The sequence below is a fragment of the Roseomonas sp. USHLN139 genome (assembly GCF_037145735.1).
Classification (GTDB): Bacteria; Pseudomonadota; Alphaproteobacteria; order Acetobacterales; family Acetobacteraceae; genus Pseudoroseomonas.
This window is the reverse complement of record NZ_JBBCWY010000013.1, coordinates 47,580-72,322: the sequence shown is the minus strand read 5'-3', so window position 1 is coordinate 72,322 and position 24,743 is coordinate 47,580. Positions and strand designations below refer to the sequence as shown.

Sequence of the window (24,743 nt, the reverse complement as noted above, 5' to 3'; positions counted from 1 at the left end):
CGCCTGAAAGGACAGGACAATGGCCAACCGCCTCTTCGCGCCGCGCATCGGCCAGGTCACCCTGGTGGTGCATGACCTGGACCGGGTCAGCGGCTTCTACCAGCAGGTCATCGGCCTGTCCCGGCTGGCCCAGGGCGGCGGCGAGGCCGTCCTCGGCGCCGGCGCCACGCCCTTCCTGACGCTGCGCCAGGACCCGGCCGCCCGCCGCAGCAGCCGCCGCGAGGCCGGGCTGTTCCACACCGCCTTCCTGCTGCCCGAACGCGCGGATCTCGGCCGCTGGCTGCGCCATGCCGCGGCGGCCGGGCAGCGCCTGGCCGGCGCCTCCGACCACGCGGTGTCCGAAGCGGTCTATCTCGCCGACCCCGAGGGCAATGGCATCGAGGTCTATGCCGACCGGCCCGAGGCCGCCTGGCGCTGGCAGGACGGCCAGGTGGTGATGGGCACCGAGCCGCTCGACCTGCCGGCGCTGCTGGCGGCGGGCGAGGGCCCGGCCTGGCGCGGCGCGCCGGAGGGCACGACCATCGGCCATGTGCATCTGCAGGTCGGCGACATCCCGGCGGCCGAGGCCTTCTATGCCGGCACGCTCGGCTTCGGCGTCACCGCCCGCTATCCGGGCGGCAGCTTCTTCGGCGCCGATGGCTACCACCACCAGCTGGCCGCCAATGTCTGGAACAGCGCCGGCGCCGGGCCGCGCGACCGGCCCTGCACCGGACTGGCGGAGGTCACCATCATCGGTGACCGCGACGAGCGGCATCGCGATCCCTGGGGCACCGCCATCACCCTCCGCCGCGGCTGAGCGCGGCCGGCCTTGTCTTGCCGGGGCAGGGGGCGCGGCCCATGCTGCGCCGCATGCTCCCGCCCCGCCGCGCCGCGCTACCCGAAGCCTGCCCCCGCCGGCCCGCGGCCCGGCCGCCAGCTTGGTTGGCCGGGTGACCGCGCCGGGGACGCCGCGCTGGCCGGCGGCGCTCGGCGTCACGCTGACCATGCAGACCGCCGCCGCCGCGCTGGGCCAGACCCTGCCGGTGGTGGCGCCGGTGATGACGGAAGCGCTCGGGCTGTCCGGCCAGAGCATCGGCTACCTGGCCGGGCTGGGCTCGCTCGGCACCGCCCTGTTCCTCGCCTGCGGCGCGCCGCTGCTGCTGCGCTGGGGGCCGGTGCGCACGCTGCAGCTGGGCGTGGCGCTGGCCGGGCTGGCGATCGGCCTGGCGGCGCTGGGCGCCGCGCCGGTGCTGTTCGCCGCCGCCCTGCTGCTCGGCATCGGCTATGGCCCGACGCCGCCGGCCGGCAGCCGCATCCTGGCCGCCACCGCGCCGCCGCAACACCGCACGCTGATCTTCTCGGTCAAGCAGGCCGGCGCGCCGCTCGGCGCGGTGATCGCCGGGCTGGTCGGGCCGGCGGTGGCGCTGCGCCACGGCTGGGAGGCGGTCTGCCTGCTCGGCCTGGTCTTCGGGCTGGCCGCCGGCGCCGTGGTGCAGCCCTGGCGCGCCGGCCTCGATGCCGGGCGCGACGCCACCCGGCCGATCGGCCCGCGCGCCCTGCTGGCGCCGAGCAACCTGGCCGCGCCCTTCTCCGCCCTGTCGCTGCACCCGCTGCTGCTGCCGCTGGCGCTGCTGAGCGGCGCCTTCGCCTGCCTGCAGGGGTCGCTCTTCGCCTTCGTCGTCACCTGGCTGGTGGCCAAGCACGGGCTGCCGCTGACCCAGGCCGGGCTGGTCTTCGCCGTGATGCAGGGCAGCGGCGTCGCCGCCCGGCTGCTGCTGGGCTGGCTGGCCGACCGCAGCGGCCGGCCCAGCCTGGTGCTGGCGGTGCAGGCTTTCGCCGGCTCGGCCCTGGCGGCGGTGCTGGCGCTGGCCCCGGTCGGCACGCCGGCCTGGCTGCTCGGCGCCATGGCCGCCGCCTGCGGCTTCGTCGCCGCCAGCTGGAACGGCATCGCCCTGGCCGAGGTCGCCCGCGTCGCGCCCGCCAGCCGCATCAGCGACGCCACCTCCGGCGTCACCCTGCTGGTCTTCTTCTGCTACTTCGCCGCGCCCTTCGGCTTCGCGCTGCTGGTCGCCGGCTTCGGCTGGACCCTGCCGCTGCTGCTGATGGCCGCCCTGCCGGCCGCCATGGGCCTGCCGATGGTGCCCCGCCTGCTGCGCGGCTGAGGCGCCCGGGCCGGCCGCGTCGGAATCGACTTGTTCATGTTCTGTTCCAGGTGGTAGATCTGGGCCACCGGCAGCCCCGGGCTGGGTGGCCGCCGCCGAGGAGGACATGATGAGCATGGCTTCTGCGCAGGCCGTCGCGCCAACCGCCGTTCCGGCCGTTCCCCCGAAGGGGCCGCCGAAGGAACCGCCAAAGGAACTGCCGCACGGGCCGGTGCTGGCCAGCCCGCTGTCGCGCTGGACCGCTTGGTCGCTGCGCTTCCGCTGCGCCGATCCCGGCTGTCCGCCGGTCCGGCCGCTGCCGGTGGCCGGGCTGCTGGCGGCGCGCGGCGACCTCTCCCTCCGCGCCCTGGCCGGCACGCTGCGCTGCGGCGTCTGCGGCCAGGCCGCCGCCGATGTCTCGCTGCGCCGGGCCTGTGCCGGCGGCGAGGTGATCCAGCCGGTGCTGGGCTCGGCGCTGCCCTGACCTGACCCGACCCGCTTCGTCGCGACCATGAGGAACCCTCCGATGTCCGAGCCCCGCGTGCCACTGCGCCTGGCCGACCCCGCCGAGATCGCCGGCCAGATCTCCTTCGCCCTGCGCTATGACGAGCGCGGCCATCTCCGCCCGCTCGCGCCCGGCAAGGCGCTGGGCGAGTTCACCGCCGACCGCACCGCGGAGGCCGTGCTGCGCATGCTGGAGCGCGGCGGCTACGTCATCATGAAGGCGCCGCGCGCCGCCTGATCCGGGTCAGCGCTTCCTGTCTTCTTGTCAGACAAGTGCTTGACCGGAATCTTTCGGCGCCGTCACACTTCCCGGGCCAAGAAAGAGGAAGCCCGCAACCGGGGCCGGCGGGGCCGCCCAGGCCTTCGCCAGCACCACGGAGGGCCAGGGAAGGATTGAGGCATTGCAGCTTTCGGACAGAGTCACCGGGGCCCTCCTGGTGGCGCTCGGCGGCATCACCGTCTATGGCGCCAGCCTGCAGCCGGGCGTGCCCGGCCAGGATGTCGGGCCGAGCGTCTTCCCCACCATCATCGGCCTCGGGCTGGTCGGCTGCGGGCTGCTGATCCTGCTGCGGATCGGCCACAGCTTCGAGGCGCCCGACGACATCATCCCGGCCGCGCCCGGCGAGGAGCTGCCGCAGCCGCCGCGCTTCGCCGAGCTGCGCGCCTTCATCCCGCCGCTGCTGCTGGTCTTCTACACCTTGGTGGCCGACTGGCTGGGCTTCCTGCCGACGGCGGCGGCGATGGTGCTGGTGGTCGCCCTCGCGCTGGGCGCGCGCTGGCGGCTGGCGCTGCCGCTGGCGGTCCTCGCCCCGCTCGGCATCGCCACCGTCTTCGTCAAGCTGCTGCGGGTGCCGCTGCCCGACGGCCTTCTGCCGCTGCCCTGGTGAGCACGCCATGAACGACCTGATCGAAGGCTTCCGCCTGGTCGGCCAGATGGATGTGCTGATCGCCATCCTGGCCTCCTCCATCTACGGGCTGGTGGTGGGCTCGCTGCCCGGCCTCTCGGCCACCATGGCGACCGCGCTGCTGGTGCCGGTCACCTTCTACCTGTCGCCGATCGCGGCGGTGGCGACCATCATCTCCGCCTCGGCCATGGCGATCTTCTCGGGCGACATCCCGGGCTGCCTGCTGCGCATCCCGGGCACGCCGGCCTCCGCCGCCTATACCGACGAGGCCTATGCCATGACCCGCAAGGGCCAGGCGGAAATGGCGCTCGGCATCGGCCTGTGGTTCTCGGCGATCGGCGGCATCATCGGCACGCTGTCGCTGGTGGTGATGGCGCCGCTGCTGGCCGAGGTGGCGCTGAATTTCTCGTCCTATGAATACTTCTGGCTGGCGGTGCTCGGGCTGATGTGCGCGACGCTGGTGGCGCGCTCCTCGCCGGTCAAGGCGATCGCCTCGATGCTGCTCGGCCTGCTGGTCTCCTGCATCGGCATGGAGAATCCGGCCGGCGCGCCGCGCTTTACCTTCGGCATGCCCGACCTGCTCGGCGGCATCGAGCCGCTGCCGGCGCTCGTCGGCGTCTTCGCGCTGTCCGAGGTGATGCGGGCGCTGGCCACCTTCGAGCCGCCGCCGCTGCCGAAGCGGAAGTTCGGCAGCATCCTGGCCGGCCAGTGGCTGCTGACCAAGATCTACCAGTGGCCGATGTGGCGCGGCAATGTCATCGGCATCATCATCGGCGTGCTGCCGGGGGCCGGCGCCGACATGGCCGCCTGGGTCAGCTACGCCATGTCGAAGCGCTTCTCGAAGACGCCGGAGAAGTTCGGCACCGGCCACCCCGAGGGGCTGGTCGAGGCGGGGGCCAGCAACAACGCCTCGCTGGCCAGCGGCTGGGTGCCGGCGCTGCTGTTCGGCATCCCGGGCGACACCATCACCGCGATCGCCATCGGCGTGCTCTACATGAAGGGGCTGAACCCGGGGCCGACGCTGTTCACCGAGCGGGCGTCGAGCATGTACGCCCTCTACATCATTTTTATTCTAGCCAACATCATCATGATTCCACTGGGGATCATGATGATCCGGCTGGCGGCGCATGTGCTCAGGGCGCCGCGCGCCTCGATCATGCCGGTGATCCTGATGCTCTGCGCGGTCGGCGCCTTCGCCACCGGCAACAACCTCTTCGCGGTGCTGCTGGTCGCCTGCTTCGGCGTGGTCGGCTACATCATGGAGCGCAACGGCTATCCGGTCGCCGCCCTGGTGCTCGGCATCGTCATGGGCTCGATGGTCGAGCAGAGCTTCGTCACCTCGCTGATCAAGTCCGACAACAGCCTGCTGCCCTTCATCGAGCGGCCGATCTCCGGCGTGCTGGCGGCGATCACCGCCGGCGCCCTGCTCTGGCCGGTGGCGGCCTGGCTGCTGCGCCGCCGCGCCGCCGGCCGGCCGCCGCAGCGGCGCCCCGCATGAGGCCGGCGGCCGCGGCCGGCCGGTGGAGGCTGGCTGCGGCCGCGGCTTTCGTTCATAGTCCGAGATGAACCGGCATCCATGCCGGAGCAACGAAAACGACAGACAAGTCCAGGAAGGAAGGTCCCGATGTCCCCATTCTCCCGTCGCACGCTGCTCGGTGCCGGCGCCGGTCTGGCCGCCGCGCCGCTCGCCGCGCCGGCCCTGGCGCAGCCGCGCTGGCCGGCGCGGCCGCTGCAGCTGATCTGCCCCTGGGGCGCCGGCGGCGGCACCGACGCCACCGCCCGCATCGTCGCCGCCCTGCTGGAGAAGGAGCTGGGCCAGCCGGTGAACGTGGTGAACCGCACCGGCGGCTCCGGCGTGGTCGGCCATGCGGCGATCGCCAGCGCCCAGCCGGACGGCTATTCGATCGGCATCATCACGGTGGAGATCACCATGATGCACTGGCAGGGGCTGACCGAGCTGACCCATGCCAACTACACCCCGCTCGGCCTGGTCAACCGCGACGCGCCGGGGGTGCAGGTCAGCGCCAGCTCGCCCTACAAGGACATCAAGGCGCTGGCCGAGGGCATCAAGGCCAGCCCGCCGGGCCGGCTGAAGGCCTCCGGCACCGGCCAGGGCGGCATCTGGCACCTGGCGCTGGTCGGCTGGCTGCAGGCGATGGGGCTGAAGCCCGACCATGTGCGCTGGGTGCCCTCCAACGGCGCGGCGCCGGGGATGCAGGATCTGGTGGCGGGCGGCATCGACATCGTTCCCTGCTCGATCCCCGAGGCGCGGGCGATGCTGGATGCGGGCCGGGCGCGCAGCCTGGCGATCATGGCGCCGCAGCGCGACCCGCAATTCCCCGACATCCCGACGCTGAAGGAGAGCCTGGGCGTCGACTACCAGACGGCGGTGTGGCGCGGCATCGGCGGCCCGCTGAAGCTGCCGGCGGAGATTTCGGCCCGCCTGACCGAGGCGCTGGAGAAGGTCTACAAGTCCGAGCAGTATTCCGAGTTCATGAAGGCGCGCGGCTTCGGCATGGACTGGGCGGATGGCGCCGGCTTCGGCCGGGTGATGGCCGAGACCGATGCGGCGATGGGCGTGGCGATGAAGGCCGCGGGCCTGGCGAAGGCTTAACTGACAGAAAGAGAAGGGGGCGCGGGGGAATTCCTTCCCCCGCCGCTGGCTTTCTTTTTCTTGTCATCTGCGCCCCCTGGCGCTCCATGCTGCGCTGCGTCAAACCGGCCGCTTTCCGCCCCGGGACGCCCTCGCCATGGACCGCACGCCGACGCAGGGCATCCTGCTGGCCTTCCTCGCCTATCTGGCCTACGCGGTTTCCGATGCCTCGGTGAAGCTGCTGGAGGGCTCGCTCAGCGCCTATGAGGCGGTGTTCTTCGGCGCGCTCTCCGGCCTGGTGGCGATCCCCTGGGTGAAGCGGCGCGGCGAGCGCTACCGCGACCTCTTCCGTGCCAACAACCGCGTCATGTGGGGGGTGCGGGCGGGGGCCGCCGCCACCGGCAGCCTGGGCAGCGTCACCGCCTTCACCCATCTCTCGATGGCCGAGGCCTTCTGTCTGCTGTTCCTGATGCCGACCTTCGTCACCGTCCTGTCGGTCGTCTTCCTGAAGGAGCCGGTCGGCTGGCGGCGCTGGGGCGCGGTGCTGCTGGGCTTCGCCGGCGTGCTGGTGGTGCTGCGGCCGGGCTTCCGCGAGCTCAATCTCGGCCATCTCGGCGCCGTGGTCGGCGGGCTGTCGGGCGCCGTCACCGTGGTGACGCTGCGCGCCTTTGGCCAGAGCGAGACGCGGCTGTCGCTCTATGGCGCCGGGTTGGCCGGGCCGATCCTGGCCACCGGCCTGCTGATGCTGCCCGGCTTCGTCTGGCCGGCACCGCTGCAATGGATCTGGCTGCTGGGCTACGGGCTGCTGGCGGCGGCGGGCAATATCCTGGTGATGCTGGCCTCGGCGCGGATCCCGGCCAGCCTGGTGGCGCCGGCGCAGTACAGCCAGATGATCTGGGCGATCCTCTTCGGCTACCTGGTCTTCGGCGACCATCTCGAGCCGGTGATGGCGCTCGGCGTCGGCATCATCCTGTTCTCCGGCGTGCTGACCTTCCGGCGCGAGGGCATCCGCCGGCCGAAGGGCTGGCGCCGGGTGCCGCCGGTGCATCCGCAATAGGCGACGGCCGCGCGGTTTGCCGCGGGCAGGGGGGCGTGGCAGATTGCGCCGCCGCGCCGGCCCCCCCGGGGCCGGGCGAGCCGGTTCACGGGTGCTGGAAGACGATGGTGGAACGGCGGCAGGATGACGGCGCGGCGGCCGGGCCGCATCCCCTCCGTTTCGGCGGCTTCGCCCTCTGGCCGTCGCGCCACCTGCTGACCCGTGGCGAGCCGGCCGAGCCGGTGCCGCTCGGCAGCCGGGCGCTGGCGCTGCTGGTGGCGCTGACCCGCCAGCCCGGCCGGGTGGTCGACAAGCGCCAGCTGATGGCCGAGATCTGGCCCGGCCAGCAGGTCGAGGAAAGCAATCTCCGCGCCCAGGTCGCGACGCTGCGCCGCGCCCTGGCGGCCGGGCAGGGGATGGAGCGCGCCATCCTCAGCATCGCCGGCCGCGGCTATGGCTTCGTCGCCCCGGTCATGACCGGGCCCGAGCCGACCGCCGCCGAGGCCACGGCAGAGAAGGCCGGCGCAGAGAAAATTGCGGCACGGCTGCCGCCGCTGCCCGAGCGGCTGACCCCGGTGATCGGCCAGGAGGCCACCATTGCCGCGCTGGCCGCCGAGCTCGGCCGGCAGCGGCTGGTGACGCTGACCGGGCCGGGCGGCATCGGCAAGACCACGCTGGCCCTCGCCGTGGCGCGCGCCGCCGGCGGCGAGGTCTGCTTCGTCGATCTCGGCAGCCTGGCCGATCCGGCGCGGCTGGCCAGCCGGCTGGCCGCGGCGCTGGAGCTCGGCGCGGCCGGCGGCGAGCTGCTCGGCGCCGTCGCCGCCGCGCTGCAGGCGCGACCGCTGCTGCTGCTGCTCGACAGCTGCGAGGCGGTGATCGACGCGGCGGCGGCGGCGGCGGAGACGCTGCTGCACCAGGCGCCCGCGCTGCGCATCCTGGCCACCAGCCGCGAGCCGCTGCGCATCGAGGGGGAATGGCGCTACCGGCTGCCCTCGCTCGGCGTGCCGCCGGCGCCGGCGGGCCTCGATGCCGCCACGGTGCAGCAGTTCCCGGCGGCGCGGCTGTTCCTGCAGCGCATGCAGGCCGCCGGCACCCGCGCGCCGCTGCGCGATGCCGAGGCGCCGGCCCTGGCCGAGATCTGCCGCCGGCTGGACGGCATCCCGCTGGCGCTGGAGCTCGCCGCCGGCCGCGCCGCGCAGCTCGGCATCGAGGGGCTGGCCGGCCGGCTCGACGAAAGTTTCTCCCTGCTGATGCAGGGGGCGCGCACCGCGCTGCCGCGGCACCAGACGCTGCGCGCGACACTCGACTGGAGCCACCGGCTGCTCGATCCGGCGCAGCAGCGCTTCCTGGCCATGCTCGCCATCTTCCGCGGCCCGTTCAGCCTGGAGGCGGCGCTGGCGCTGGACGCGCTGTATCAGGGCCCAGGCCCCGAGGCCGGCCCGGTCGGCCACCTCACCGACCTGGTGGAAAAATCCTTCATCCTGGCCGAGCCGGGGCCGGCCGGGATGCGCTATCGCTGCCTCGACGTGACGCGCGCCTATCTGCTGGGCCGGCTGGCCGAGAGCGGCGACCTGCCGCGGCTGGCCGCCTGCCACGCCGCCTGGCTGCGCGGGCTGTTCGAGGCGGCCGGGCCGCTCTGGGAGAGCGAGCCGCCGGCGGTGCTGCGCCGCCGGCTGGCGCCGCAGCTCGACAATCTGCGCGCCGCCCTCGACTGGACGCTGGGCGAGGGCGCGGCGGAGCCCGGCGCGATCGAGACCGGCCTGGCCCTGGCGGTGGCCGCGGCGCCGCTCTGGGCGGTGCTCGGCCTGGTGGAGGAGAGCCGCCGCCGGCTGGAGGCGGCGCTGGCCATGCTGCCGCGCGCCCCGGCGACGCCGCCGCACCTGGCGATGCGGCTGCACGCCGCCTTCGGCACGGTGGCGCTGCTGATGGGCGACGTGCCGGCGCAGGCGCGCGGCTGGCAGGGCACCCTGGCGCTGGCCGAGCGGCTGGACGACCAGGAGCACCGGCTGCGCGCGCTGAACGGGCTGACCGTGGTGGCGATGGACCAGGATTTCCGCGCGGCCCTGGCGATGGCCGAGCGCTTCCGCGCCGAGGCGGCGACGGCGCCCGATCCGAACGACGCCGCCATGGCCGACCGGCTGGCCGGCTTCGTGCTGCACCACATGGGCGAGCAGGCCGAGGCGCGGCGGCTGACCGAGCGGATGCTGGCGCGCTACACCCGCCGCCCGGTCGCCTCGCATCTCGGGCGGATGAACTATTTCGACCAGCGCATCCTCTCGACCAGCACGCTGGCGCAGATCCTCTGGCTGCAGGGCCAGCCGGATCGCGGCCTGGCCCTGGCCCGGGCGGCGGTGGAGGATGCGCTGAGCCTCGACCATCCCTTCTCGCTGGGCTTCGCCGTCTTCCACGCGGCGCTGCCGGTGGCGCTGCTCTGCGGCGGGCTGCACCATGCCGCGCCGGCGCTGGCGCCGCTGCAGGAGCGCCTCGGCCAGCGCGGCGTCTGGCAGCCGCGGCGCGAGATCTTCGCCGGGCTGGAGGCGATCCGCACCGCCGCCGCCGAAGGTGGCTCGGCCGCCGAGGGCACCGCGCGGCTGGCCGCCGCCCTGGCCGGCATGTCGCCCACCGCCCTGGCGCTGCGCTCCGGCCAGTTCCGCGGCGGCCTGGCCGAGGGCTACAGCCTGACCGGCCGCCATGCCGAGGCGATGGGCGAGATCGAGGCGATCCTGGCGCGCACCCGCGGCATCCATGACCACTGGTACGAGCCCGAGCTGCTGCGCCTGCGCGCGGAGATCCGGGCGCGGGCCGGGGCGGCGCCGGGGCTGGTCGCCGCCGACCTGGCCGAGGGGCTGCGGCTGGCCCGCCGCCAGCGGGTGCCCGCCTGGGAGCTGCGCCTGGCCAGCAGCGTGCTGGCGCAGTTCGCTGGCGGCCGGCTGCCGGCGGCGCTGCGCGGCCTGGCGCCGCAGGGCGCGGTGGCGCTGCTGCGCCGGGCGCTGCGGGCGATCGAGGGCGGCGCCGCCACTGCCGACCACCACCGCGCCACCGCCCTGCTGGCGGGTGCCGGTGGCATGGCGGATGACCATGCCTAGGGCCGGGCTGCCGGCCCTGCTCCTGCTCGCGGCCCTGCTGCCGGCGCTGGCCGGCGCGGCGCGGGCGCAGGAGGCGGTGGCGGAGCCGACCATCGGGCTGGCCGCGCCGCCGGCCAGCTTCGACCCGCACTACCAGGCGCATGCCCCGAGCTTCGCGCTGCAGCGCCATGTCTTCGAGCCGCTGCTCGACTGGTCGCCGGAGGGCGCGCTGCTCCCGTCGCTGGCGCGCGACTGGGCGCCGCTGCCGGATGGCAGCGGCTGGGCCTTCCAGCTGGACCCGGCCGCGCGCTTCCACGACGGCAGCCCGGTCACCGCCGCCGATGTCGCCGCCAGCCTGCAGCGGGCGCGCAGCCTGCCGAACAGCCCCTCGCCGCTGACCCCCTTCTTCCGCGACATCCGCGCGGTCGAGGTGGTCGACGAGCGCACCCTGTGGCTGCGCACCGACGGGCCGGTGCCGCTGCTGCCGACCAACATGACGACGCTGCTGGTGATCCCCGCCCGCCTGGCCGGCGCCACCACCGCCGCCTTCAACGATGGCAGCGCGGCGCTCGGCAGCGGCGCCTGGCGGCTGGCCGGCTTTCGCCCCGGCGAGGGGGCGGTGTTCGAGGCCGCGCCCGGCTGGTGGCAACCCGCCGCCCACCCTTCCGCCGCCGAGCACCCCGCCTGGCCGCGGCTGACGCTGCGGGCGATCCCGGGCGATGCGGCGCGGGTGGCGGCGCTGCTGGCCGGCGATGTCGCCCTGATCGAGGCGGTGCCGCCGCGCGACGCGGCCCTCCTCGCCGCGCGCGACGACGTGGCGCTGGCCCGCGCGCCCAGCCCGCGGCTGATCTACCTCGCCCTCGACCAGCGCGCGGCGGTGCCCGACGGCCTGCGCGAGGCCGACGGCACGCTGCCGGCGCGCAACCCGCTGGCCGATGTCCGGGTGCGCCGCGCCCTGTCGCTGGCCATCGACCGCGGCCTGCTGGTCGCCCAGGTGATGCAGGGCGAGGCCAGCGCCACCGGGCAGCTGCTGCCCGACGACAGCGTCTCGGCCGATCCGGGCCTGCCGCCGCCGGCGCCCGACCGCGCCGCGGCGCGCCGCCTGCTGGCCGAGGCCGGCTGGCCGCGCGGCTTCCGCCTGACGCTGGCCGGCCCGCAGGACCGCTTCGTCAACGATGCCGAGACGCTGCAGGCGGTGGCGCAGATGTGGGGCCAGATCGGCGTCGCCACCGAGGTGCAGGCGATGCCCACCGCCGCCTGGCTGCCGCGCTTCGTGCAGGGCCGCTTCGCCGTCTCGCTCTCCGGCTGGCTCGGCCTGTCGGGCGAGCCGCAGAGCTACCTGACCGCGATGCTGGCCAGCCGCGACCGGGCGCGCGGCCGCGGCAGCTTCAACCCCGGCGGCTATGCCAATCCGGCGCTGGACGCGCTGATCGACCGCGCCGTCGAGACCGCCGCGAGCGCGCCGCGCCAGGCGCTGTGGCGCGAGGCGGTGCGGCTGGCGGTGGTGCAGGATGCGGCGATCCTGCCGCTGCTGCACGGCGTCAACCTCTGGGCGATGCGGCGCGGCCTGGCCTTCCCGGCGCGGCGCGACGGGCTGACCATTGGCACCGCGCTGCGGCCGGCGCCCTGAGGCGGGGCGAAGCGGGCGCGCGCGATCAGCCCGGTAGCGGCCCCGGCAGCGGCCGATAGGGCAGCGGCGCGAAGCGGCTGGCATGCCATTCGACCCGCTGCCAGACGCCGCCGGTCAGATAGGGGTCCTCCGACCACCAGCGCCGCGCCTCGGCCAGGCTGGCATGGGCGGTGACGGCGACCGAGCCGGCCATGCCGCCGGCCGCGTCCAGGATGGCGCCGCCGACGGTCAGCAGGCCCTCCTCGGCGGCCGGGCGGACGCGGGCCAGATGCGCCTCGCGCACCGCCAGGCGGCGGGACGGCGCCGCCGCATCGGTGCCGTCGAAGGCGATGGCGACGGCATGGCTCGGCTGCGCCGGCGCCGGCCCCTTCGGCAGCGGGCGATAGGGGAGCGGGGCGATGCGGAAGCGGTGCACGGCATGGCTGTCCCAGAGGCCGTGCCGAAGGAAGGGTTCCTGCGCCAGGTAGCCGTCCAGCGCCTCCGGCGCGACCAGCATCAGCGAGCCCCGGTAGCCGCCGCTCTCGCCCAGCAGCGGGATGCCGAGGATCAGCGCGCCGGAGGCCGCCATCGGCTGGATCAGCGCCAGATGTGCCGCGCGATGCGCGCCCAGGCGCGCTGCCGCATCGGCCGCCGCGCGGGCCAGGACCAGACGGCATTCGCTCATTCGCTCTCTCCCTTGCGCGCGGCCGCCGCGGCGCCCGCCTGGCGGCCCAGCACCAGAAAGCTGATCACGCCGAACAGCGCCAGCTGCAGCGCGGCGGTCAGGAAGGCGAGCTCGTAGCTGCCGGTCCAGCCGACCAGCCAGGCGAAGGCCAGCGGACCGGTGATCGAGCCCAGGAAGCCGAACAGGCTGGCCGCCGAGGTGACGTCGCTGACCAGCGGCAGCGGCGCGACGCGGGCCAGCTCGGCGATGTGCACGCCGTTCCAGCCGATCGCGGTGAAGCCGACCAGCGCCGCGCAGGCATACAGGGGGAAGCCGCCGCCGGCCACCAGCAGCAGTGCCACGGCGGCGGCCGAGGCCAGCGCCTGGAAGGCCAGGTGGCGCAGCGCGCGGCCGCGGCGGTCGGCGACCCAGCCCATCAGCACGCGGCCCACCATGCTGCTGAACTGCATCACCGCGACGATGCCGCCGGCTTCCGCCAGCGTCGCGCCGTGCCGGGTGATGGCATAGGTGGCGGTGAAGGCCATCAGGCAGGCCTGCATCACCGAATAGGAGGCGCCGAGCGCGGTCAGCAGCGGCAGCGAGGGATGCGCGCGCAGCACGCCGATCGAGCGGAAGACCACCCGGGGCGAGAACAGCGCGCGGCCCCAGGCGCCCGATGCCGGGCCGGCGCCGACCGCCGGCGCCGGCCCACCATCGAGCCGCCGGCGGAAGGGCTGCACCAGCAGGATCGAGGCCAGGGTGATGCCGGTGATGGTCCAGAGCGCCGCCTGCAGCCCGTGATGCTGCACCAGCGGCGCGATGGCGAGGCCGGCCAGCGCCCCGCCCAGCGGCACGCCGGCCTGCTTGATCGAGAAGATCAGCGTGCGGTGCCGCGGCGGCGCCGTGCGGATCAGGATCTGGCTGCCGGCCGGCGTGTTCGGGCCGCAGCCGAAGCCGATCGCCAGCGCGCCGAGCAGCGCCACCATCCCGACCGGCTGCGCCATCAGCAGCAGGCCGGCGGCCATGCAGGCCAGGCCGATCTGCAGGCTGCGGATGGCGCCGAAATGCCCGAGCATCGGCCCGCCGCAGGCGAGGAACCAGGAGATGCCGCCCGAGGTCAGGGCGGAGACATAGCCGATGCTCTCGGGCGCCAGGCCGCTGCGCGCCATCAGCGGCGGGCCCAGCAGCGGCAGCGCCATGCTGCTGAAGGAGCTGACCGTCTGCACGAAGAGGGTGGCGACCAGCGCGCTGGCCCAGAGCGGCAGCCGGGGCGGGGCGTGGCCCTGGGTCGTCCCCTGGGTTTCCCCTTGAGTCTCCCCTGGCGGCTGCCCTGGGGTCTGCCCCTGGGGGCTCGGAGGCACGGACAATTTGCTGGCTTTCCCATCCCGCCGCCGGGCCAGGGGAGGCCGGGCGGCGGCGCCAGCATGGCCGAGCCCCTCTGCCCTGCCAAGCCTGTCCCCCGCCGGCCGGTTCGGCCGCCGGCTTTCACGGCTCATTGAAACTATGCGGCGATACTGGCGCGGACAGTGCTGGCGAGGACCGCATGCCCCTCCGCAACGATGGCGAGCTGCAGAAGCGACTGACCACCTTCAAGGTGACGCCCGAGGATGTCGCGGTGCTGAAGGGCATGGCGGAATACGGCCGGACGCGCCTGCCGCAGCTGCTGCAGGAGCTGCATGTCGAATTCGCCGGCTGGCCGGAGATCCAGGCGGCGCTGACCACGCCGGAGGTGCATCGCGCCCGGGTGTCGCACTGGTGCCGGGTGGCCACCGGCGATCTCGGGCCGGGCTTCACCGATTCGGCGCAGACCCTGGCCTCGCTGTTCTACGACCATGGCGTGCCCGGTTATGCGCTGGCGATCTGCCATGCCTCGGTGATGAACGGCATCCTGCGCGACCTCGGCATCGACGAGGCCGGCCGGGCGAAATCCGGCTGGTTCGGCCGCGGCGGCCCGCGCAACGCGGCGGCGATCCGCAGCGCGCTGAACAAGGGCGCCTGGTTCGACCTGGAACTGCTGCTCGAGGTCTATACCGCCGCCGAGCAGAAGAGCCGCTCCGCCGCGCTGAACAACATGGCGGAGGCGATCGAGCGGGAGGCGGGGCTGGCGGTGGAGAAGGTCAGCAAGCTGACCGCCGACATGTCCGGCACCGCCAAGGCCATGGCCGCCACCGCCGCGCGCACCGGGCAGAATGCCGGCGAGGCCGCCGCGGCCGCCGACCAGACCCGGCACACCGCCGAGACGGTGGCCACCGCCGCCGAGCAGCTCACCACCTCGATCCACGAGATCGTCCGCCAGGTCAGCGGCAGCACCGCCTCGGCGCAGCGCGCCGTGGTCGCCGGCCGCGACGCCCGCAACAGCATCGAGGCGATGTCGCAGCAGGCGGCGCAGATCGGCAGGATCGCCGAGATCATCGCCGACATTGCCGCGCGCACCAACCTGCTGGCGCTGAACGCGACGATCGAGGCGGCGCGCGCCGGCGATGCCGGCAAGGGCTTCGCCGTGGTCGCCGGCGAGGTGAAGCAGCTGGCGACGCAGACCGCGCAATCAACCGCCGACATCACCCGGCAGATCGCCGCCGTCCGCCAGGCGACGCAGCTGGCCGCCGACGAGGTCAGCCAGGTGGTCGGGCTGATCGGCGAGATCGACACCACCACCTCGGCCGTCGCCGCGGCGGTGGAGGCGCAGGGCTCCGCCACCGCCGCCATCGCCCGCAGCGTCGCCGAGACGGCCGGCGCCGCCAGCCGCATGTCGCAGCGCACCGACGACGTCCGCGCCGCCGCCGGCGAGGCCGACCGCCAGTCGGAAGCGGTGCGGCAGACCGCCGGCGTGCTGGACGAGGCGGTGCGGCAGCTGCGCCAGACGGTGATCCGCGTCGTCCGCACCTCGACCAAGAGCGTCGACCGCCGCGAGGGCGACCGTGTCGATGTCGACCTGCCGGCGCGGCTGACGCTGTCGGGGGGCGGCCAGGGGGAGGCGGTGCGCGTCACCAATCTCTCGGACAATGGCGCGCTGGTCAGCGGCGCCAGCCCGGCGGCGGCCGGGGCGCAGGGCCGGCTGCAGGTGGAAGGGCTGGACATTGCGGCCAGCTGTGTCGGCCGCCGCGGCCCGGCTCTGGTGTTGCGCCTGATGCCGGATGAGCGGCAGCAGCAGCAGCTTCTCGCCCTGCTGAGCCGGCAGCAGGCCGCCTGAAGGCGCGGGCTGCATCGGGAAGGTGGCGGAAAAGCGGCGGCTTCATGGAGCAAAAAGGTGAAAGCCGCATGAAGATTACGTAGGAGCCTTGTGCAGGGCGCAATGCTGCGCCGCAACACACGGGCTGGCGATTGTTGGCAGGATCCCTAACTTCCGCGGCAACAACGCGGAGCAAGTGCCATGGCCAACCCCCCCCATGACGACCGCCGGGATGCTGCCGCGCCGTCCCGGCACGAGGATGCGACCCGTCAGGCCGCCGCCCCGCGCCCGGCCACGCCGGACAAGCCCGCCCCGGAGGAGGCCGCCCCGGTCGTCTCCTTCGAGAAGCTTTCGGGCTTCATGGCGTCCTGACGCGCGGAGGGGCGGTCCCGACCGCCCGTCCGGCTTCCGGGACGGCCGTGCCGGCCGTCCCCCCTCCGGGCCCTGCGCCCGGCCCACCCCGCTGCTCCCACCCCGCTGCTCCCGGCCGGCACCGCCCGCCGCCCCGGATGGTTTGACAGCCGCCGGCCGCCCGCCCTAGGCGTGTTGCGGGAGGGCAACGAGACCGATGACGCCTGCGCTGATCGCCCTGGACTGGGGCACCTCGAGCCTGCGCGGCTTCCTGATGGATGCCAGCGGGGCCGTGCTGGACAGCCGCGCCAGCCCGCATGGCATCACCAACCTGCCGGCGCCCGCGCCGGAGGGCTTCGACCTGGCCTTCGAGGCGCTGTGCGGCGCCTGGCTGCAGGAGGATCCCACCCTGCCGGTGGTGGCCTGCGGCATGGTCGGCAGCGGCCAGGGCTGGCGCGAGGCGCCCTATGTCGCCTGCCCCGCCGATCTGCAGCGCCTGGCCGGCCAGGCGGTCGGCGTCATGACCCGCCAGGGGATCGGGCTGCTGATTGCCCCCGGCGTCCTGGCCGACCCGCCCGGCGGCACCCCCGACGTGATCCGCGGCGAGGAGATCCAGATCGCCGGCGCCCTGGCCCAGCAGCCGGGGCTGGCGGCGCGCGGCCATTTCCTGATGCCGGGGACGCATTCCAAATGGGTGGCGGTGGAGGATGGCCGCATCATCCGCTTCGCCACCTACATGACCGGCGAGCTCTTCGCGGTGCTGCGGCAGCATTCCCTGCTCGGCCGGCTGATGCCGGCGGGCGAGGAGGGGCATCCGGACGAGGCCGCCGCCGCCTTCGCCCGCGGCCTGCAGCTGGCCCGCGACAGCCATCCCGGCGACCTGACCCGGCAGATCTTCGCCGCCCGCAGCCTCGGCCTGACCAGGCAGCTGGCGCCGGCGGTGCTGAAGGATTTCCTCTCCGGCCTGCTGATCGGGCATGAGCTGGTCTCCGGCCTGGCCGCGGCCGGGCGCGACACGCCGCTGGCGCTGATCGGCGAGCCGGCGCTGTGCGACTGCTATGCCACCGCCCTGGCGGCGCTGGGCGCGGCGCCGCCGCGACGGCTGGGCAATACCGCGCCGGCCGGGCTGTTCCACTTCGCCCGGGCCGCCGGCCTGCTGGCCACGGCACGAGGGATGACGCCATGACCGACCCCGCTTTGCTCGCCCGGCTGGAGGCGGCGATGGCGCGGCTGCCGCTGGTCGCCATCCTGCGCGGCCTGACGCCGGCCGAGGCGGTGCCGGCGGCCGAGGCGCTCTATGCCGCCGGCTTCCGGCTGATCGAGGTGCCGCTGAACTCGCCCGATCCCTTCGCCAGCATCGCCGCCATCCGCGCGGCGCTGCCGGATGAGGCGCTGGTCGGCGCCGGCACCGTGCTCCGGGTCTCCGATGTCGAGACGTTGAAGAAAATCGGCGCGGAGCTGGTGGTGATGCCGCATGCCGATACGGCGGTGATCGGCGCCGCGGCGCAGGCCGGCCTGCTCTGCATCCCCGGCGTCGCCACGCCGACCGAGGCCTTTGCCGCCCTGGCCGCCGGGGCGGTGGCGCTGAAGATCTTCCCGGCGGAGATGGTCGGGCCGCCGGTGGTCAAGGCGATGCTGGCGGTGCTGCCGAAGGGGACCCGGCTGCTGCCGGTTGGCGGCATCTCGCCCAGCAGCATGGCGCCGTTCCGCGCGGCGGGCGTCGCCGGCTTCGGGCTGGGTTCGGCGCTGTACAAGCCAGGCATGGTGCTGGCCACGCTGGCGGCGAATGCGGAAAGCTTCGTCGCCGCCTGGAAGGCCGGCTAGGCCCGCCTCACCGCGTCGGCCAGCTTCTCGGCGATCATGATCACCGGGATGTTCAGGTTGGCGCAGGGGATGCTCGGCATGATCGAGGCGTCGGCGACCCGTAGCCCCTCGACGCCGATGACGCGGCCCTCGGCGTCGCAGACCGCCATCGGGTCGTCGGCCGCGCCCATGCGGCAGGTGCCGCAGGGATGCCAGACGCCGCCGACATGCTGGCGCAGGTGCCGCTCCAGCGTGGCGGGCTCGGCGCAGAGCCTGTCCAGCGGCGCGATGCCCTGCTGCGCCAGGCCGAGGATGCGGCGGCGCACCAGCGCGCTGCGGTCCATCAGCGGCCCGGCCAGCGCCGTCAGCAGCCCGTTGCGCCGCGTCGGGCGCAGCAGTTTTTTCACGTCCTCCGAATAGGTGGAGGGGAATTTCTCGACCACGACGCCGGACAGTTCGGGCGCCTCCAGCAGGCGCGCGGCGAGAAGAAAAGCCTGGGCGAGCCGAGTCAGGTCGCGCTCGTCCGACAGCAGGTTGAAGTCGATATCGGGCGGGGTGTCGGCATCCGGCGCGGCCAGCGTCACGCGGCCCTGGGAATAGGACTTGTTCACCCAGGAGAACAGCGTGGCGATGCGGTGGCCCACCGCATGCCAGCCGGAGCGGGTATTGACCGCCATGTGCATGTCGCCCGCCGCCACCCCCTCCATGCCGGAGGACCAGCGCAGGATCGACTGGATGTGGTAGCGCTCGCCCGCCGCCAGCCGCGCCGGCGGCGCGATGAAGGCGGAGAGGCCGATCGAGGGATGCTCCAGCAGGTTGCGCCCGACGCCGGCGCGGGCGGCGACGGGGGCGATGCCCAGCCCCTGCAGCGCGGCGCCCGGGCCGATGCCGCTGCGCAGCAGCACCGCCGGCGAATGCAGCGCGCCGGCCGAAAGGATCACCAGCTTCGCGCGCACCACCCCCTCGGCGCCGTCGCGGCGCAGCAGGGCGCCGGTGGCGCGCTGTCCCTCGAAGGTGATGCGCAGCACGGTGGCGCCGGTCCAGACCGAGAGGTTCGGCCGGGCGCGCACCGCCTCGGTCAGATAGGCGGTGGCCACCGAGGCGCGGGCGCCTTCGCGGTCCAGGTTGACGGCGATCGGGAAGACGCCGTCCTGCCAGACGCCGTTCTGGTCGTCATGGGCGGCGAAGCCCTGCGCCCGCATCGCGGCTTCCGCGGCGCGGGCGAAGCCGGAATGCAGGGGGCGGGGAATGCGCTGGATCGGCAAGGGCCCGTCGCCGCCATGCAGCCGCCCGTCATCGCCGTGGTCGAGATCGGTCTCCAGCTTGCGGAAATACGGCAGGACATCCGAAAAACCCCAGCCGGTGGCGCCCATCGCCTCCCATTCGGCATAATCCGACGGCGCGCCGCGATTGGCGCCGATGCCGTTGATCGAGGAGCCGCCGCCCAGCAGCCGCGCCTGCTCATAGGGGCGGATGGTGGCCTGGCCGGCATTGCCGGGCGCGCGGCCCATGCGGGCGCGCAGGCCGGGCCAGGTGTTGTCCGGGTCGAAATAGGCGCGGCCGGGATAGGGCGAGGCGATGGCGGCCGGCACCGCGCCGGGGCGCAGGTCGCGCCCGGCCTCGACCAGCAGCACGCGGCGCGACGGATCCTCCGACAGCCGCGCCGCCAGCACGCAGCCGGCCGAGCCGCCACCCAGGATGAGGGTGTCGTAGTCACCCCGGATCGGCGCAGCGGACATCGCGGTCTCTCCTCCAGGCCGCCAGGCTAGGCCGCGGGGGAGCCCCGCTCAATCGACGATGTGGTAGCCGCCGTCGATGAACAGGGTCTGGCCGGTGATCAGCTTCGCCGCATCGGTCGCCAGATAGGCGGTGGCGAGGCCGACATCCTCGATCGAGACCAAAGCGCGGGCCGGCGCCTTGGCCTCGGCGCGGGCCAGCAGCGCGTCGAACTCGGGCAGGCCGGACGCGGCGCGGGTCTTCAGCGGCCCGGGCGAGATGGCATGCACCCGGATGCCCTGCGGGCCAAGCTCGGTCGCCAGATAGCGGGTGGCGGATTCCAGCGCGGCCTTGACCGGGCCCATCATGTTGTAGTGCTCGACCACCATCGAGGCGCCGTAATAGCTCATGCAGAACAGCGCGCCGCCGTCGCGCATCAGGGGCTCGGCCAGCTTGGCCATGCGGATGAAGGACCAGCAGGAAATGTCCATCGCCTGCAGGAAGCCGTCGCGCGAGCAGTCGGTGACGCGGCCCTGCAGATCGTCGCGCGGCGCGAAGGCGATGGAATGCAGCAGGAAGTCCAGCTTCCCCCATTTTTCGTCGAGTGCCGCGAAAACGGCCTCGAGCTGGCCGTCGATGCGGAGATCCAACGGCATCAGCAAAGAGGCTTCCACCTCCGCTGCCAGAGGCTCGACGTAAGGCCGCGCCTTGTCGTTGAGGTAGGTGACGGCGAGCTCGGCGCCCAGGCGGCGGAAGGCGCGGGCGCAGCCCCAGGCGATCGACTGGTCGTTGGCGATGCCGGTGACCAGGCCGCGCTTGCCCTCCAGGCTGGGCAGGGCGAGGGGGGTCACCATGCCGTCTTCCGCCCGCGCAGCAGGTCGAGGGTGTGGCGGGCGATCATGCGTTCCTCGTTGGTCGGCAGCACCCAGGCGGAGACGCGGCTGCCCTCGGCGCTGAGGCGCGGGCCCTGCGCGTCGTTGCGGGCATCGTCCAGCGTCAGGCCCAGCCAGGCGCAGCGCCTGGCGATGGCGGCACGGATTGGCGCGGCATTCTCGCCGACGCCGGCGGTGAAGACCACCGCGTCCAGCCCGCCCATGGCGCTGCCCAGCTGGGCGATGGTGCCGGCGGCGCGATAGGCCAGGTAGTCGAGGGCCAGCTGCGCCGCCGGGCTGTCGCTGCCCAGCAGGTCGCGGACATCGCCGCTGATCCCCGACAGGCCCTTCAGCCCGCACTCGTGATACAGCAGGTGCTCGATGGCGGCGGGCGCCATGCCCTGCTCGGCGAGGTAGAGAACCACGCCGGGATCGAGCGCGCCCGGCCGCGTGCCCATCGGCAGCCCGTCGAGCGCGGTGAATCCCATGCTGCTGTCGATGCTCTGCACGTCCTGCAGGGCGCAGGCCGACATGCCGCTGCCCAGATGCAGCACGACGACGCGCGCCGACGGCAGCGACGGGTCGAGATCGCCGAGATGGCCGGCGATGTATTCATAGGACAGGCCGTGGAAGCCGTAGCGGCGGATGCCGCGGGCGTAGAGCGCCTCCGGGATGGCGAAGCGTTCCGCCAGCGGCCCGTGGCGGCGATGGAAGGCGGTGTCGAAGCAGGCGACCTGCGGCAGCTCGGGGCGGCGCGCCAGGATCGTGCGGATCGGCGCCAGATTGGCCGGCTGGTGCAGCGGCGCCAGCGGGGTCAGCGCCTCCAGCCGCGCCAGCATCGCCGCATCGACGCGGACGGGCGCGGTGAATTCGGTGCCGCCATGCACGACGCGGTGGCCGACGGCGCTGGGCGGCGCGCCGGCATGCGCCAGGAACCAGTCGCCGAGCAGCGCCTGCGCCGCCTCGACATCGGCCAGAAGCGACGGGTCGGGGCGCTCGTCGGCCAGCACGGCATCGGCGCCGTCGACCACGCGCAGCCGGCCATGCGGCGTGCCGATGCCGCCGATCAGCCCCTTGAAGCGGCGCGACAGCGTGTCGCCGGCGCCGACGTCATAGAGCTGGAATTTCAGGCTGGAGCTGCCGGCATTCAGCACCAGGATGGTCTCGCCCGTCATGCCGGGACGGGCCGCGTCTGCAGCAGGTGCCGGGCATAGAGCAGGGCGACCGCCGCCGAGGCCAGCCGGCTGCGCGTCGAATCGGCGCGGCTGGTCAGCACGATCGGCACGCGGGCGCCGAGCACGATGCCGGCGGCATCCGCCCCGGCCAGGAAGGTCAGGTTCTTGGCCAGCATGTTGCCCGCCTCGAGATCGGGGACGACGAGGATCTGCGCCCGGCCGGCGACCTCGGAACGGATGCCCTTGATGCGCGCAGCCTCCGGGCTGACCGCATTGTCCAGCGCCAGCGGCCCGTCGAGGATGCCGCCCTGGATCTGCCCGCGATCGGCCATCTTGCAGAGCGCCGCGGCCTCGATGGTGCCGGGCAGCTTCGGGCTCACCGTCTCCATCGCCGAGAGGATGGCGACGCGCGGGATGCCGAGCCCCAGCCCGTGATGCAGGTCGATGGCATTGGCGATGATATCGGCCTTGGTCGCCAGGTCGGGGGCGATGTTGATGGCGGCGTCGGTGATGAACAGCGGCCGCGGGTGGTCGGGGACGTCCATGATGAAGACATGGCTGATGCGGCGCTCGGTGCGCAGCCCGCCCTCGCGGGCGACGACGGCATGCATCAGCTCATCGGTGTGCAGGCTGCCCTTCATCAGCAGATGCGCGCGGTCCTCGCGCACCAGCCGCACCGCGGCCTCGGCGGCGGCATGGCTGTGCGGCGTCTCGACCAGGGCGAAGGCAGCGATGTCGAGGCCGATCCCCGCCGCCGCCGCGCGGATCTTGCCGGCCGGGCCGACCAGGATGGGATCGATCAGGCCTTGGCGATGCGCCTCGGCGACGCCGGTCATGGCGGCGGCGTCGCAGGGATGCACCACGGCGCAGGCCAGCGGCGCGACGCCGGCGCAGCGGGCGATCAGCGCGTCGTAATGCGGATGCGCCTTGGCGGCGCGGCCGGGCAGCGGCTCGGTCATGGCGAGGTCTCCTGGGAAGCCGGCGGGGCCAGCGCCGCGCCGAGCCGGGCCAGCCGCGCCTCGGCCTCGGCCAGGCGCGCCGCGGCGGCGGGGTGCAGCGGCGCGGCGGTCGCCACCTGGCGCAGCGCCTCGGCGAAGGCGGGCAGGCCCTGTGGCGGCAGGTCGCCGAGCAGGGCGGGCAGCGCCGCCAGCGCCGCCTCGCGGTCGAGGCGCAGCATCAGGACCTGTTCCCGCAGCAGCGCCTTGAAGCGGGAAAGATCTTCGCCGCCATGGTGGTGCCAGAGGGCGCGCAGCACGGCGAAGCTGCGCTCGTCGGCGCGGCGCTCCGCCAGGCCGATATCGGCGACCAGGCGCAGGAAGGCGGCGCGCGGCCCACCCTCGGCCAGGCGCGCCCGCAGGTCGCGGATCCGGGCGGCGCGGAAGGCCTGCTGCTCGGGCTCCAGGGCCGGGCGGCGGCGCACCGGCGCGTCATCGGCCCCCAGGCCGACCAGCGCCTGCAGCAGCGGCTGCCGGTAGAGGGCGTGGAACGTCGCCTCCTGGGCATGGTCGCGCAGCGCGCCGGCCAGCATCAGCCCGGCCTCGATCCAGGCGGCGGCGGCATGCTCGGATTGGCGCCAGGGATTGTCGTCGGAGGCCGGGCGGCGGGTCTGCCGCACCGCCTCGGCCAGCGGCGCCAGGGCGGCGACCGCCGGATTGCCGTCCGAGAAGAAGGCGTATTGGGCGCGCAGCGGCTGCAGCTGGCGCAGCGCTTCGGCCAGCGGCGCGGTCACCGTGGCGCGCAGCCAGGGCTGCAGCAGCTGGCGGTAGAGGCCGAGATTGATCTCGGAGACGCGGCGGACGGTGGCGAAGGCGCGCTCCTCCGCCGGGTCGGGGCGGGTGATGGCGCGCAGCTCGGCGATCTCGCGCGCGGCGAAGCGCAGCAGATGGCCGCCCGGGCCGCTGCCCTCCAGGATCTCCGCCTCGTAGAGGCCGGGCGGCAGGATGTCGATGAAGTCGATGTTGGAGGCGAATTCCTCGTGCTCGCGCCGGGCGATGCTGCCGGAGACGAAGATGCCGAGATGGCCGATGCTCGGATGGATCATGTAGACGATGGTCTGGCCGGCGGCGCGGATGTCGTCGACGCTGTCGTAGAGATCGGTGATCCAGCCGAGCGCCTGGGCCGGCGGGGTGATGTTGTCGCCCTCCGAGCAGAAGACCAGGATGGGCCCGGTAATGGCGCGCAGGTCGATGCGCTCGCCCTCGCGCGTGGTCAGCTCGGCGGTGGCCAGGCGGTTGCCGATGAACAGCCGGTCGACGATCTCCTGCATCTCGCCGGCCTCGGTCAGCACGTGATGCGTCCACCAGCGCTCGAAGCCGAGATAGCGGTCCGGCTCGGTGTCGATGCGGTCGTAGAGCGCGTAGGGCTTGCCCCACAGCGTGTTGGCCGGGTTCAGCTGCTCGAAATTCTGCACCAGCCAGGCGCCGTCGAAGCGGCCATGGCCGAGATCGCCGGCCAGCGCCGTCAGCCAGCTGCCGCCGAGCAGCCCGCCGGCATAGCGCATCGGGTTGCGGCCCGGCTCGCCCGCCCAGTAGGAGAGCGGCGTGCCGGCCAGGATCAGCGGCCCGAACAGCTCCGGCCGGGTGGCGGCGGCCATGGCGAGCTGCCAGCCGGCCTGGCAGTTGCCGATCGCCACCGGCCGGCCATCGGCCTGCGGATGGGCGGCGGCGACGGCCTCGAGGAAGGCCTGCTCGGCGCGCATCACGTCCTCGACCGTCTGGCCGGGCACCGGCTCGGGCAGGAAGCCGATGAAGTAGCAGGGATGGCCGGCGCGCAGCGCCACGCCGATCTCGCTGTCCGGCTTGAAGCCGCCGATGCCCGGGCCGTGGCCGGCGCGCGGATCGACCACGACGAAGGGCCGCTTGCGGTCGTCGATCACGCTGCCGGCGGGCGGCGTGATGCGGATCAGCCCGTAATTGACCGGGCGCGGCAGGCTGCGGCCGTCCAGCACCAGCGCGCCCTCGAAGCTCAGCACATGCGGCGCGGCTTTCTGCCGCTCCGCCGCCAGCTGGTTGCCGCGCTGGCGCAGCGTGTCGAGGAAGAGGATGCCGCGCTGCCAGGAATCGAGCGCATAGGCGGCGCCGTCCAGCCAGGGTTGGGCCCAGAGGAGAGGGGCCGAAGCGAGGGTGCCGGACATGGGCCATCCTGTCGCTGCGAGGGGGGGC

The 24,743-nt window shown here is 74.1% G+C and carries 21 protein-coding genes; 14 read left to right on the top strand and 7 right to left on the bottom strand.

Translation table 11 applies throughout. From position 1 onward, the window contains the following. Window positions 1-19 precede the first annotated feature (19 nt). The 10 genes from WFI16_RS23995 (at window position 20) to WFI16_RS23950 (ending at window position 11,853) form a co-directional block, all read left to right on the top strand. Window positions 20-796 (top strand): VOC family protein, encoded by a 777-nt coding sequence (locus WFI16_RS23995; RefSeq protein ID WP_419900385.1) that lies wholly within the window; start codon window positions 20-22, stop codon window positions 794-796. Between the two features lie 133 nt (window positions 797-929). After that, window positions 930-2,141, top strand: a complete 1,212-nt coding sequence (locus tag WFI16_RS23990; protein ID WP_419900384.1) for an MFS transporter — start codon at window positions 930-932, stop codon at window positions 2,139-2,141. A gap of 109 nt (window positions 2,142-2,250) precedes the next feature. Beyond that, window positions 2,251-2,604 (top strand): hypothetical protein, encoded by a 354-nt coding sequence (locus tag WFI16_RS23985; RefSeq protein ID WP_419900383.1) that lies wholly within the window; start codon window positions 2,251-2,253, stop codon window positions 2,602-2,604. Window positions 2,605-2,646: 42 nt separating this feature from the next. Next, window positions 2,647-2,862, top strand: a complete 216-nt coding sequence (locus WFI16_RS23980) for a hypothetical protein (protein WP_419900382.1) — start codon at window positions 2,647-2,649, stop codon at window positions 2,860-2,862. Window positions 2,863-3,025: 163 nt separating this feature from the next. After that, a complete protein-coding gene (locus WFI16_RS23975; RefSeq protein WP_419900381.1) occupies window positions 3,026-3,511 on the top strand; it encodes a tripartite tricarboxylate transporter TctB family protein in 486 nt (161 codons plus the stop codon). 7 nt (window positions 3,512-3,518) lie between these two features. Continuing rightward, the gene (locus tag WFI16_RS23970) at window positions 3,519-5,027 is read left to right on the top strand and encodes a tripartite tricarboxylate transporter permease (protein WP_419900380.1); all 1,509 of its coding nucleotides are present in this window, start codon (window positions 3,519-3,521) and stop codon (window positions 5,025-5,027) included. A 126-nt stretch (window positions 5,028-5,153) separates the two neighbouring features. Continuing rightward, on the top strand, window positions 5,154-6,143 hold the full coding sequence (locus WFI16_RS23965; RefSeq protein ID WP_419900379.1) for a tripartite tricarboxylate transporter substrate binding protein: 990 nt from the start codon (window positions 5,154-5,156) through the stop codon (window positions 6,141-6,143). Between the two features lie 136 nt (window positions 6,144-6,279). Then, window positions 6,280-7,179 (top strand): DMT family transporter, encoded by a 900-nt coding sequence (locus WFI16_RS23960; RefSeq protein ID WP_419900378.1) that lies wholly within the window; start codon window positions 6,280-6,282, stop codon window positions 7,177-7,179. 107 nt (window positions 7,180-7,286) lie between these two features. Beyond that, window positions 7,287-10,244, top strand: coding sequence for an ATP-binding protein (locus WFI16_RS23955; RefSeq protein ID WP_419900377.1), 2,958 nt, complete (start codon window positions 7,287-7,289; stop codon window positions 10,242-10,244). After that, window positions 10,231-11,853, top strand: a complete 1,623-nt coding sequence (locus WFI16_RS23950) for an ABC transporter substrate-binding protein (RefSeq protein ID WP_419900376.1) — start codon at window positions 10,231-10,233, stop codon at window positions 11,851-11,853. Before WFI16_RS23955 ends, WFI16_RS23950 begins: the two co-directional genes overlap by 14 nt. A 25-nt stretch (window positions 11,854-11,878) precedes the next feature. Here WFI16_RS23950 and WFI16_RS23945 read toward each other — a convergent pair whose 3' ends face one another. Continuing rightward, window positions 11,879-12,517 (bottom strand): YciI family protein, encoded by a 639-nt coding sequence (locus WFI16_RS23945; RefSeq protein ID WP_419900375.1) that lies wholly within the window; start codon window positions 12,515-12,517, stop codon window positions 11,879-11,881. Then, complete coding sequence (locus WFI16_RS23940) at window positions 12,514-13,857, bottom strand: MFS transporter (RefSeq protein ID WP_419900374.1); 1,344 nt, start codon at window positions 13,855-13,857, stop codon at window positions 12,514-12,516. Before WFI16_RS23940 ends, WFI16_RS23945 begins: the two co-directional genes overlap by 4 nt. A gap of 182 nt (window positions 13,858-14,039) precedes the next feature. Between WFI16_RS23940 and WFI16_RS23935 the strand changes: the two genes are divergently transcribed. The 4 genes from WFI16_RS23935 to WFI16_RS23920 all read left to right on the top strand — a co-directional run bounded on the left by WFI16_RS23935 (window position 14,040) and on the right by WFI16_RS23920 (window position 17,840). Beyond that, window positions 14,040-15,686, top strand: coding sequence for a globin-coupled sensor protein (locus WFI16_RS23935; RefSeq protein WP_419900373.1), 1,647 nt, complete (start codon window positions 14,040-14,042; stop codon window positions 15,684-15,686). A 180-nt stretch (window positions 15,687-15,866) separates the two neighbouring features. Continuing rightward, entirely contained in the window at window positions 15,867-16,037 is a 171-nt protein-coding gene (locus WFI16_RS23930) for a hypothetical protein (RefSeq protein WP_419900372.1), read from the top strand. Window positions 16,038-16,233: 196 nt separating this feature from the next. Beyond that, a complete protein-coding gene (locus WFI16_RS23925; RefSeq protein WP_419900371.1) occupies window positions 16,234-17,202 on the top strand; it encodes a 2-dehydro-3-deoxygalactonokinase in 969 nt (322 codons plus the stop codon). Further along, window positions 17,199-17,840 carry a 2-dehydro-3-deoxy-6-phosphogalactonate aldolase gene (locus tag WFI16_RS23920; RefSeq protein ID WP_419900370.1) on the top strand — a complete coding sequence of 214 codons (642 nt, stop codon included), beginning with the start codon at window positions 17,199-17,201 and terminating at the stop codon, window positions 17,838-17,840. Before WFI16_RS23925 ends, WFI16_RS23920 begins: the two co-directional genes overlap by 4 nt. On the opposite strand, the gene WFI16_RS23915 is transcribed toward WFI16_RS23920, so the two are convergent. From WFI16_RS23915 to WFI16_RS23895, 5 genes are read right to left on the bottom strand one after another with little or no spacing between them, the layout of a single operon-like run. Further along, entirely contained in the window at window positions 17,837-19,558 is a 1,722-nt protein-coding gene (locus WFI16_RS23915) for a GMC family oxidoreductase (protein WP_419900369.1), read from the bottom strand. The genes WFI16_RS23920 and WFI16_RS23915 overlap by 4 nt on opposite strands. Window positions 19,559-19,606: 48 nt before the next feature. Beyond that, window positions 19,607-20,389: an enoyl-ACP reductase FabI gene (gene fabI, locus WFI16_RS23910; protein ID WP_419900368.1), complete on the bottom strand. Its 783-nt coding sequence runs from the start codon at window positions 20,387-20,389 to the stop codon at window positions 19,607-19,609. Further along, on the bottom strand, window positions 20,383-21,582 hold the full coding sequence (locus WFI16_RS23905) for an acetate/propionate family kinase (protein ID WP_419900367.1): 1,200 nt from the start codon (window positions 21,580-21,582) through the stop codon (window positions 20,383-20,385). The genes fabI and WFI16_RS23905 overlap by 7 nt, the downstream gene beginning before the upstream one ends. Continuing rightward, the gene (locus WFI16_RS23900) at window positions 21,579-22,541 is read right to left on the bottom strand and encodes a phosphate acetyltransferase (RefSeq protein ID WP_442970732.1); all 963 of its coding nucleotides are present in this window, start codon (window positions 22,539-22,541) and stop codon (window positions 21,579-21,581) included. The genes WFI16_RS23905 and WFI16_RS23900 overlap by 4 nt, the downstream gene beginning before the upstream one ends. Further along, window positions 22,538-24,715, bottom strand: a complete 2,178-nt coding sequence (locus WFI16_RS23895; protein ID WP_419900366.1) for a DUF3141 domain-containing protein — start codon at window positions 24,713-24,715, stop codon at window positions 22,538-22,540. Before WFI16_RS23895 ends, WFI16_RS23900 begins: the two co-directional genes overlap by 4 nt. Between the last annotated feature and the right edge of the window lie 28 nt (window positions 24,716-24,743).

Excerpts from the sequence above, each read along its gene's own strand:
- WFI16_RS23995 (WP_419900385.1), top strand. The coding sequence starts at position 20 with ATGGCCAACCGCCTCTTCGCGCCGCGCATCGGCCAGGTCACCCTGGTG.
- WFI16_RS23915 (WP_419900369.1), bottom strand. The coding sequence starts at position 19,558 with ATGTCCGCTGCGCCGATCCGGGGTGACTACGACACCCTCATCCTGGGT.
- WFI16_RS23980 (WP_419900382.1), top strand. The coding sequence starts at position 2,647 with ATGTCCGAGCCCCGCGTGCCACTGCGCCTGGCCGACCCCGCCGAGATC.
- WFI16_RS23935 (WP_419900373.1), top strand. The coding sequence starts at position 14,040 with ATGCCCCTCCGCAACGATGGCGAGCTGCAGAAGCGACTGACCACCTTC.
- WFI16_RS23900 (WP_442970732.1), bottom strand. The coding sequence starts at position 22,541 with ATGACCGAGCCGCTGCCCGGCCGCGCCGCCAAGGCGCATCCGCATTAC.
- WFI16_RS23970 (WP_419900380.1), top strand. The coding sequence starts at position 3,519 with ATGAACGACCTGATCGAAGGCTTCCGCCTGGTCGGCCAGATGGATGTG.
- WFI16_RS23965 (WP_419900379.1), top strand. The coding sequence starts at position 5,154 with ATGTCCCCATTCTCCCGTCGCACGCTGCTCGGTGCCGGCGCCGGTCTG.
- WFI16_RS23920 (WP_419900370.1), top strand. The coding sequence starts at position 17,199 with ATGACCGACCCCGCTTTGCTCGCCCGGCTGGAGGCGGCGATGGCGCGG.
- WFI16_RS23945 (WP_419900375.1), bottom strand. The coding sequence starts at position 12,517 with ATGAGCGAATGCCGTCTGGTCCTGGCCCGCGCGGCGGCCGATGCGGCA.
- WFI16_RS23925 (WP_419900371.1), top strand. The coding sequence starts at position 16,234 with ATGACGCCTGCGCTGATCGCCCTGGACTGGGGCACCTCGAGCCTGCGC.
- WFI16_RS23930 (WP_419900372.1), top strand. The coding sequence starts at position 15,867 with ATGGCCAACCCCCCCCATGACGACCGCCGGGATGCTGCCGCGCCGTCC.
- WFI16_RS23985 (WP_419900383.1), top strand. The coding sequence starts at position 2,251 with ATGAGCATGGCTTCTGCGCAGGCCGTCGCGCCAACCGCCGTTCCGGCC.
- WFI16_RS23905 (WP_419900367.1), bottom strand. The coding sequence starts at position 21,582 with ATGACGGGCGAGACCATCCTGGTGCTGAATGCCGGCAGCTCCAGCCTG.
- WFI16_RS23950 (WP_419900376.1), top strand. The coding sequence starts at position 10,231 with ATGACCATGCCTAGGGCCGGGCTGCCGGCCCTGCTCCTGCTCGCGGCC.
- WFI16_RS23895 (WP_419900366.1), bottom strand. The coding sequence starts at position 24,715 with ATGTCCGGCACCCTCGCTTCGGCCCCTCTCCTCTGGGCCCAACCCTGG.
- fabI (WP_419900368.1), bottom strand. The coding sequence starts at position 20,389 with ATGGTGACCCCCCTCGCCCTGCCCAGCCTGGAGGGCAAGCGCGGCCTG.
- WFI16_RS23960 (WP_419900378.1), top strand. The coding sequence starts at position 6,280 with ATGGACCGCACGCCGACGCAGGGCATCCTGCTGGCCTTCCTCGCCTAT.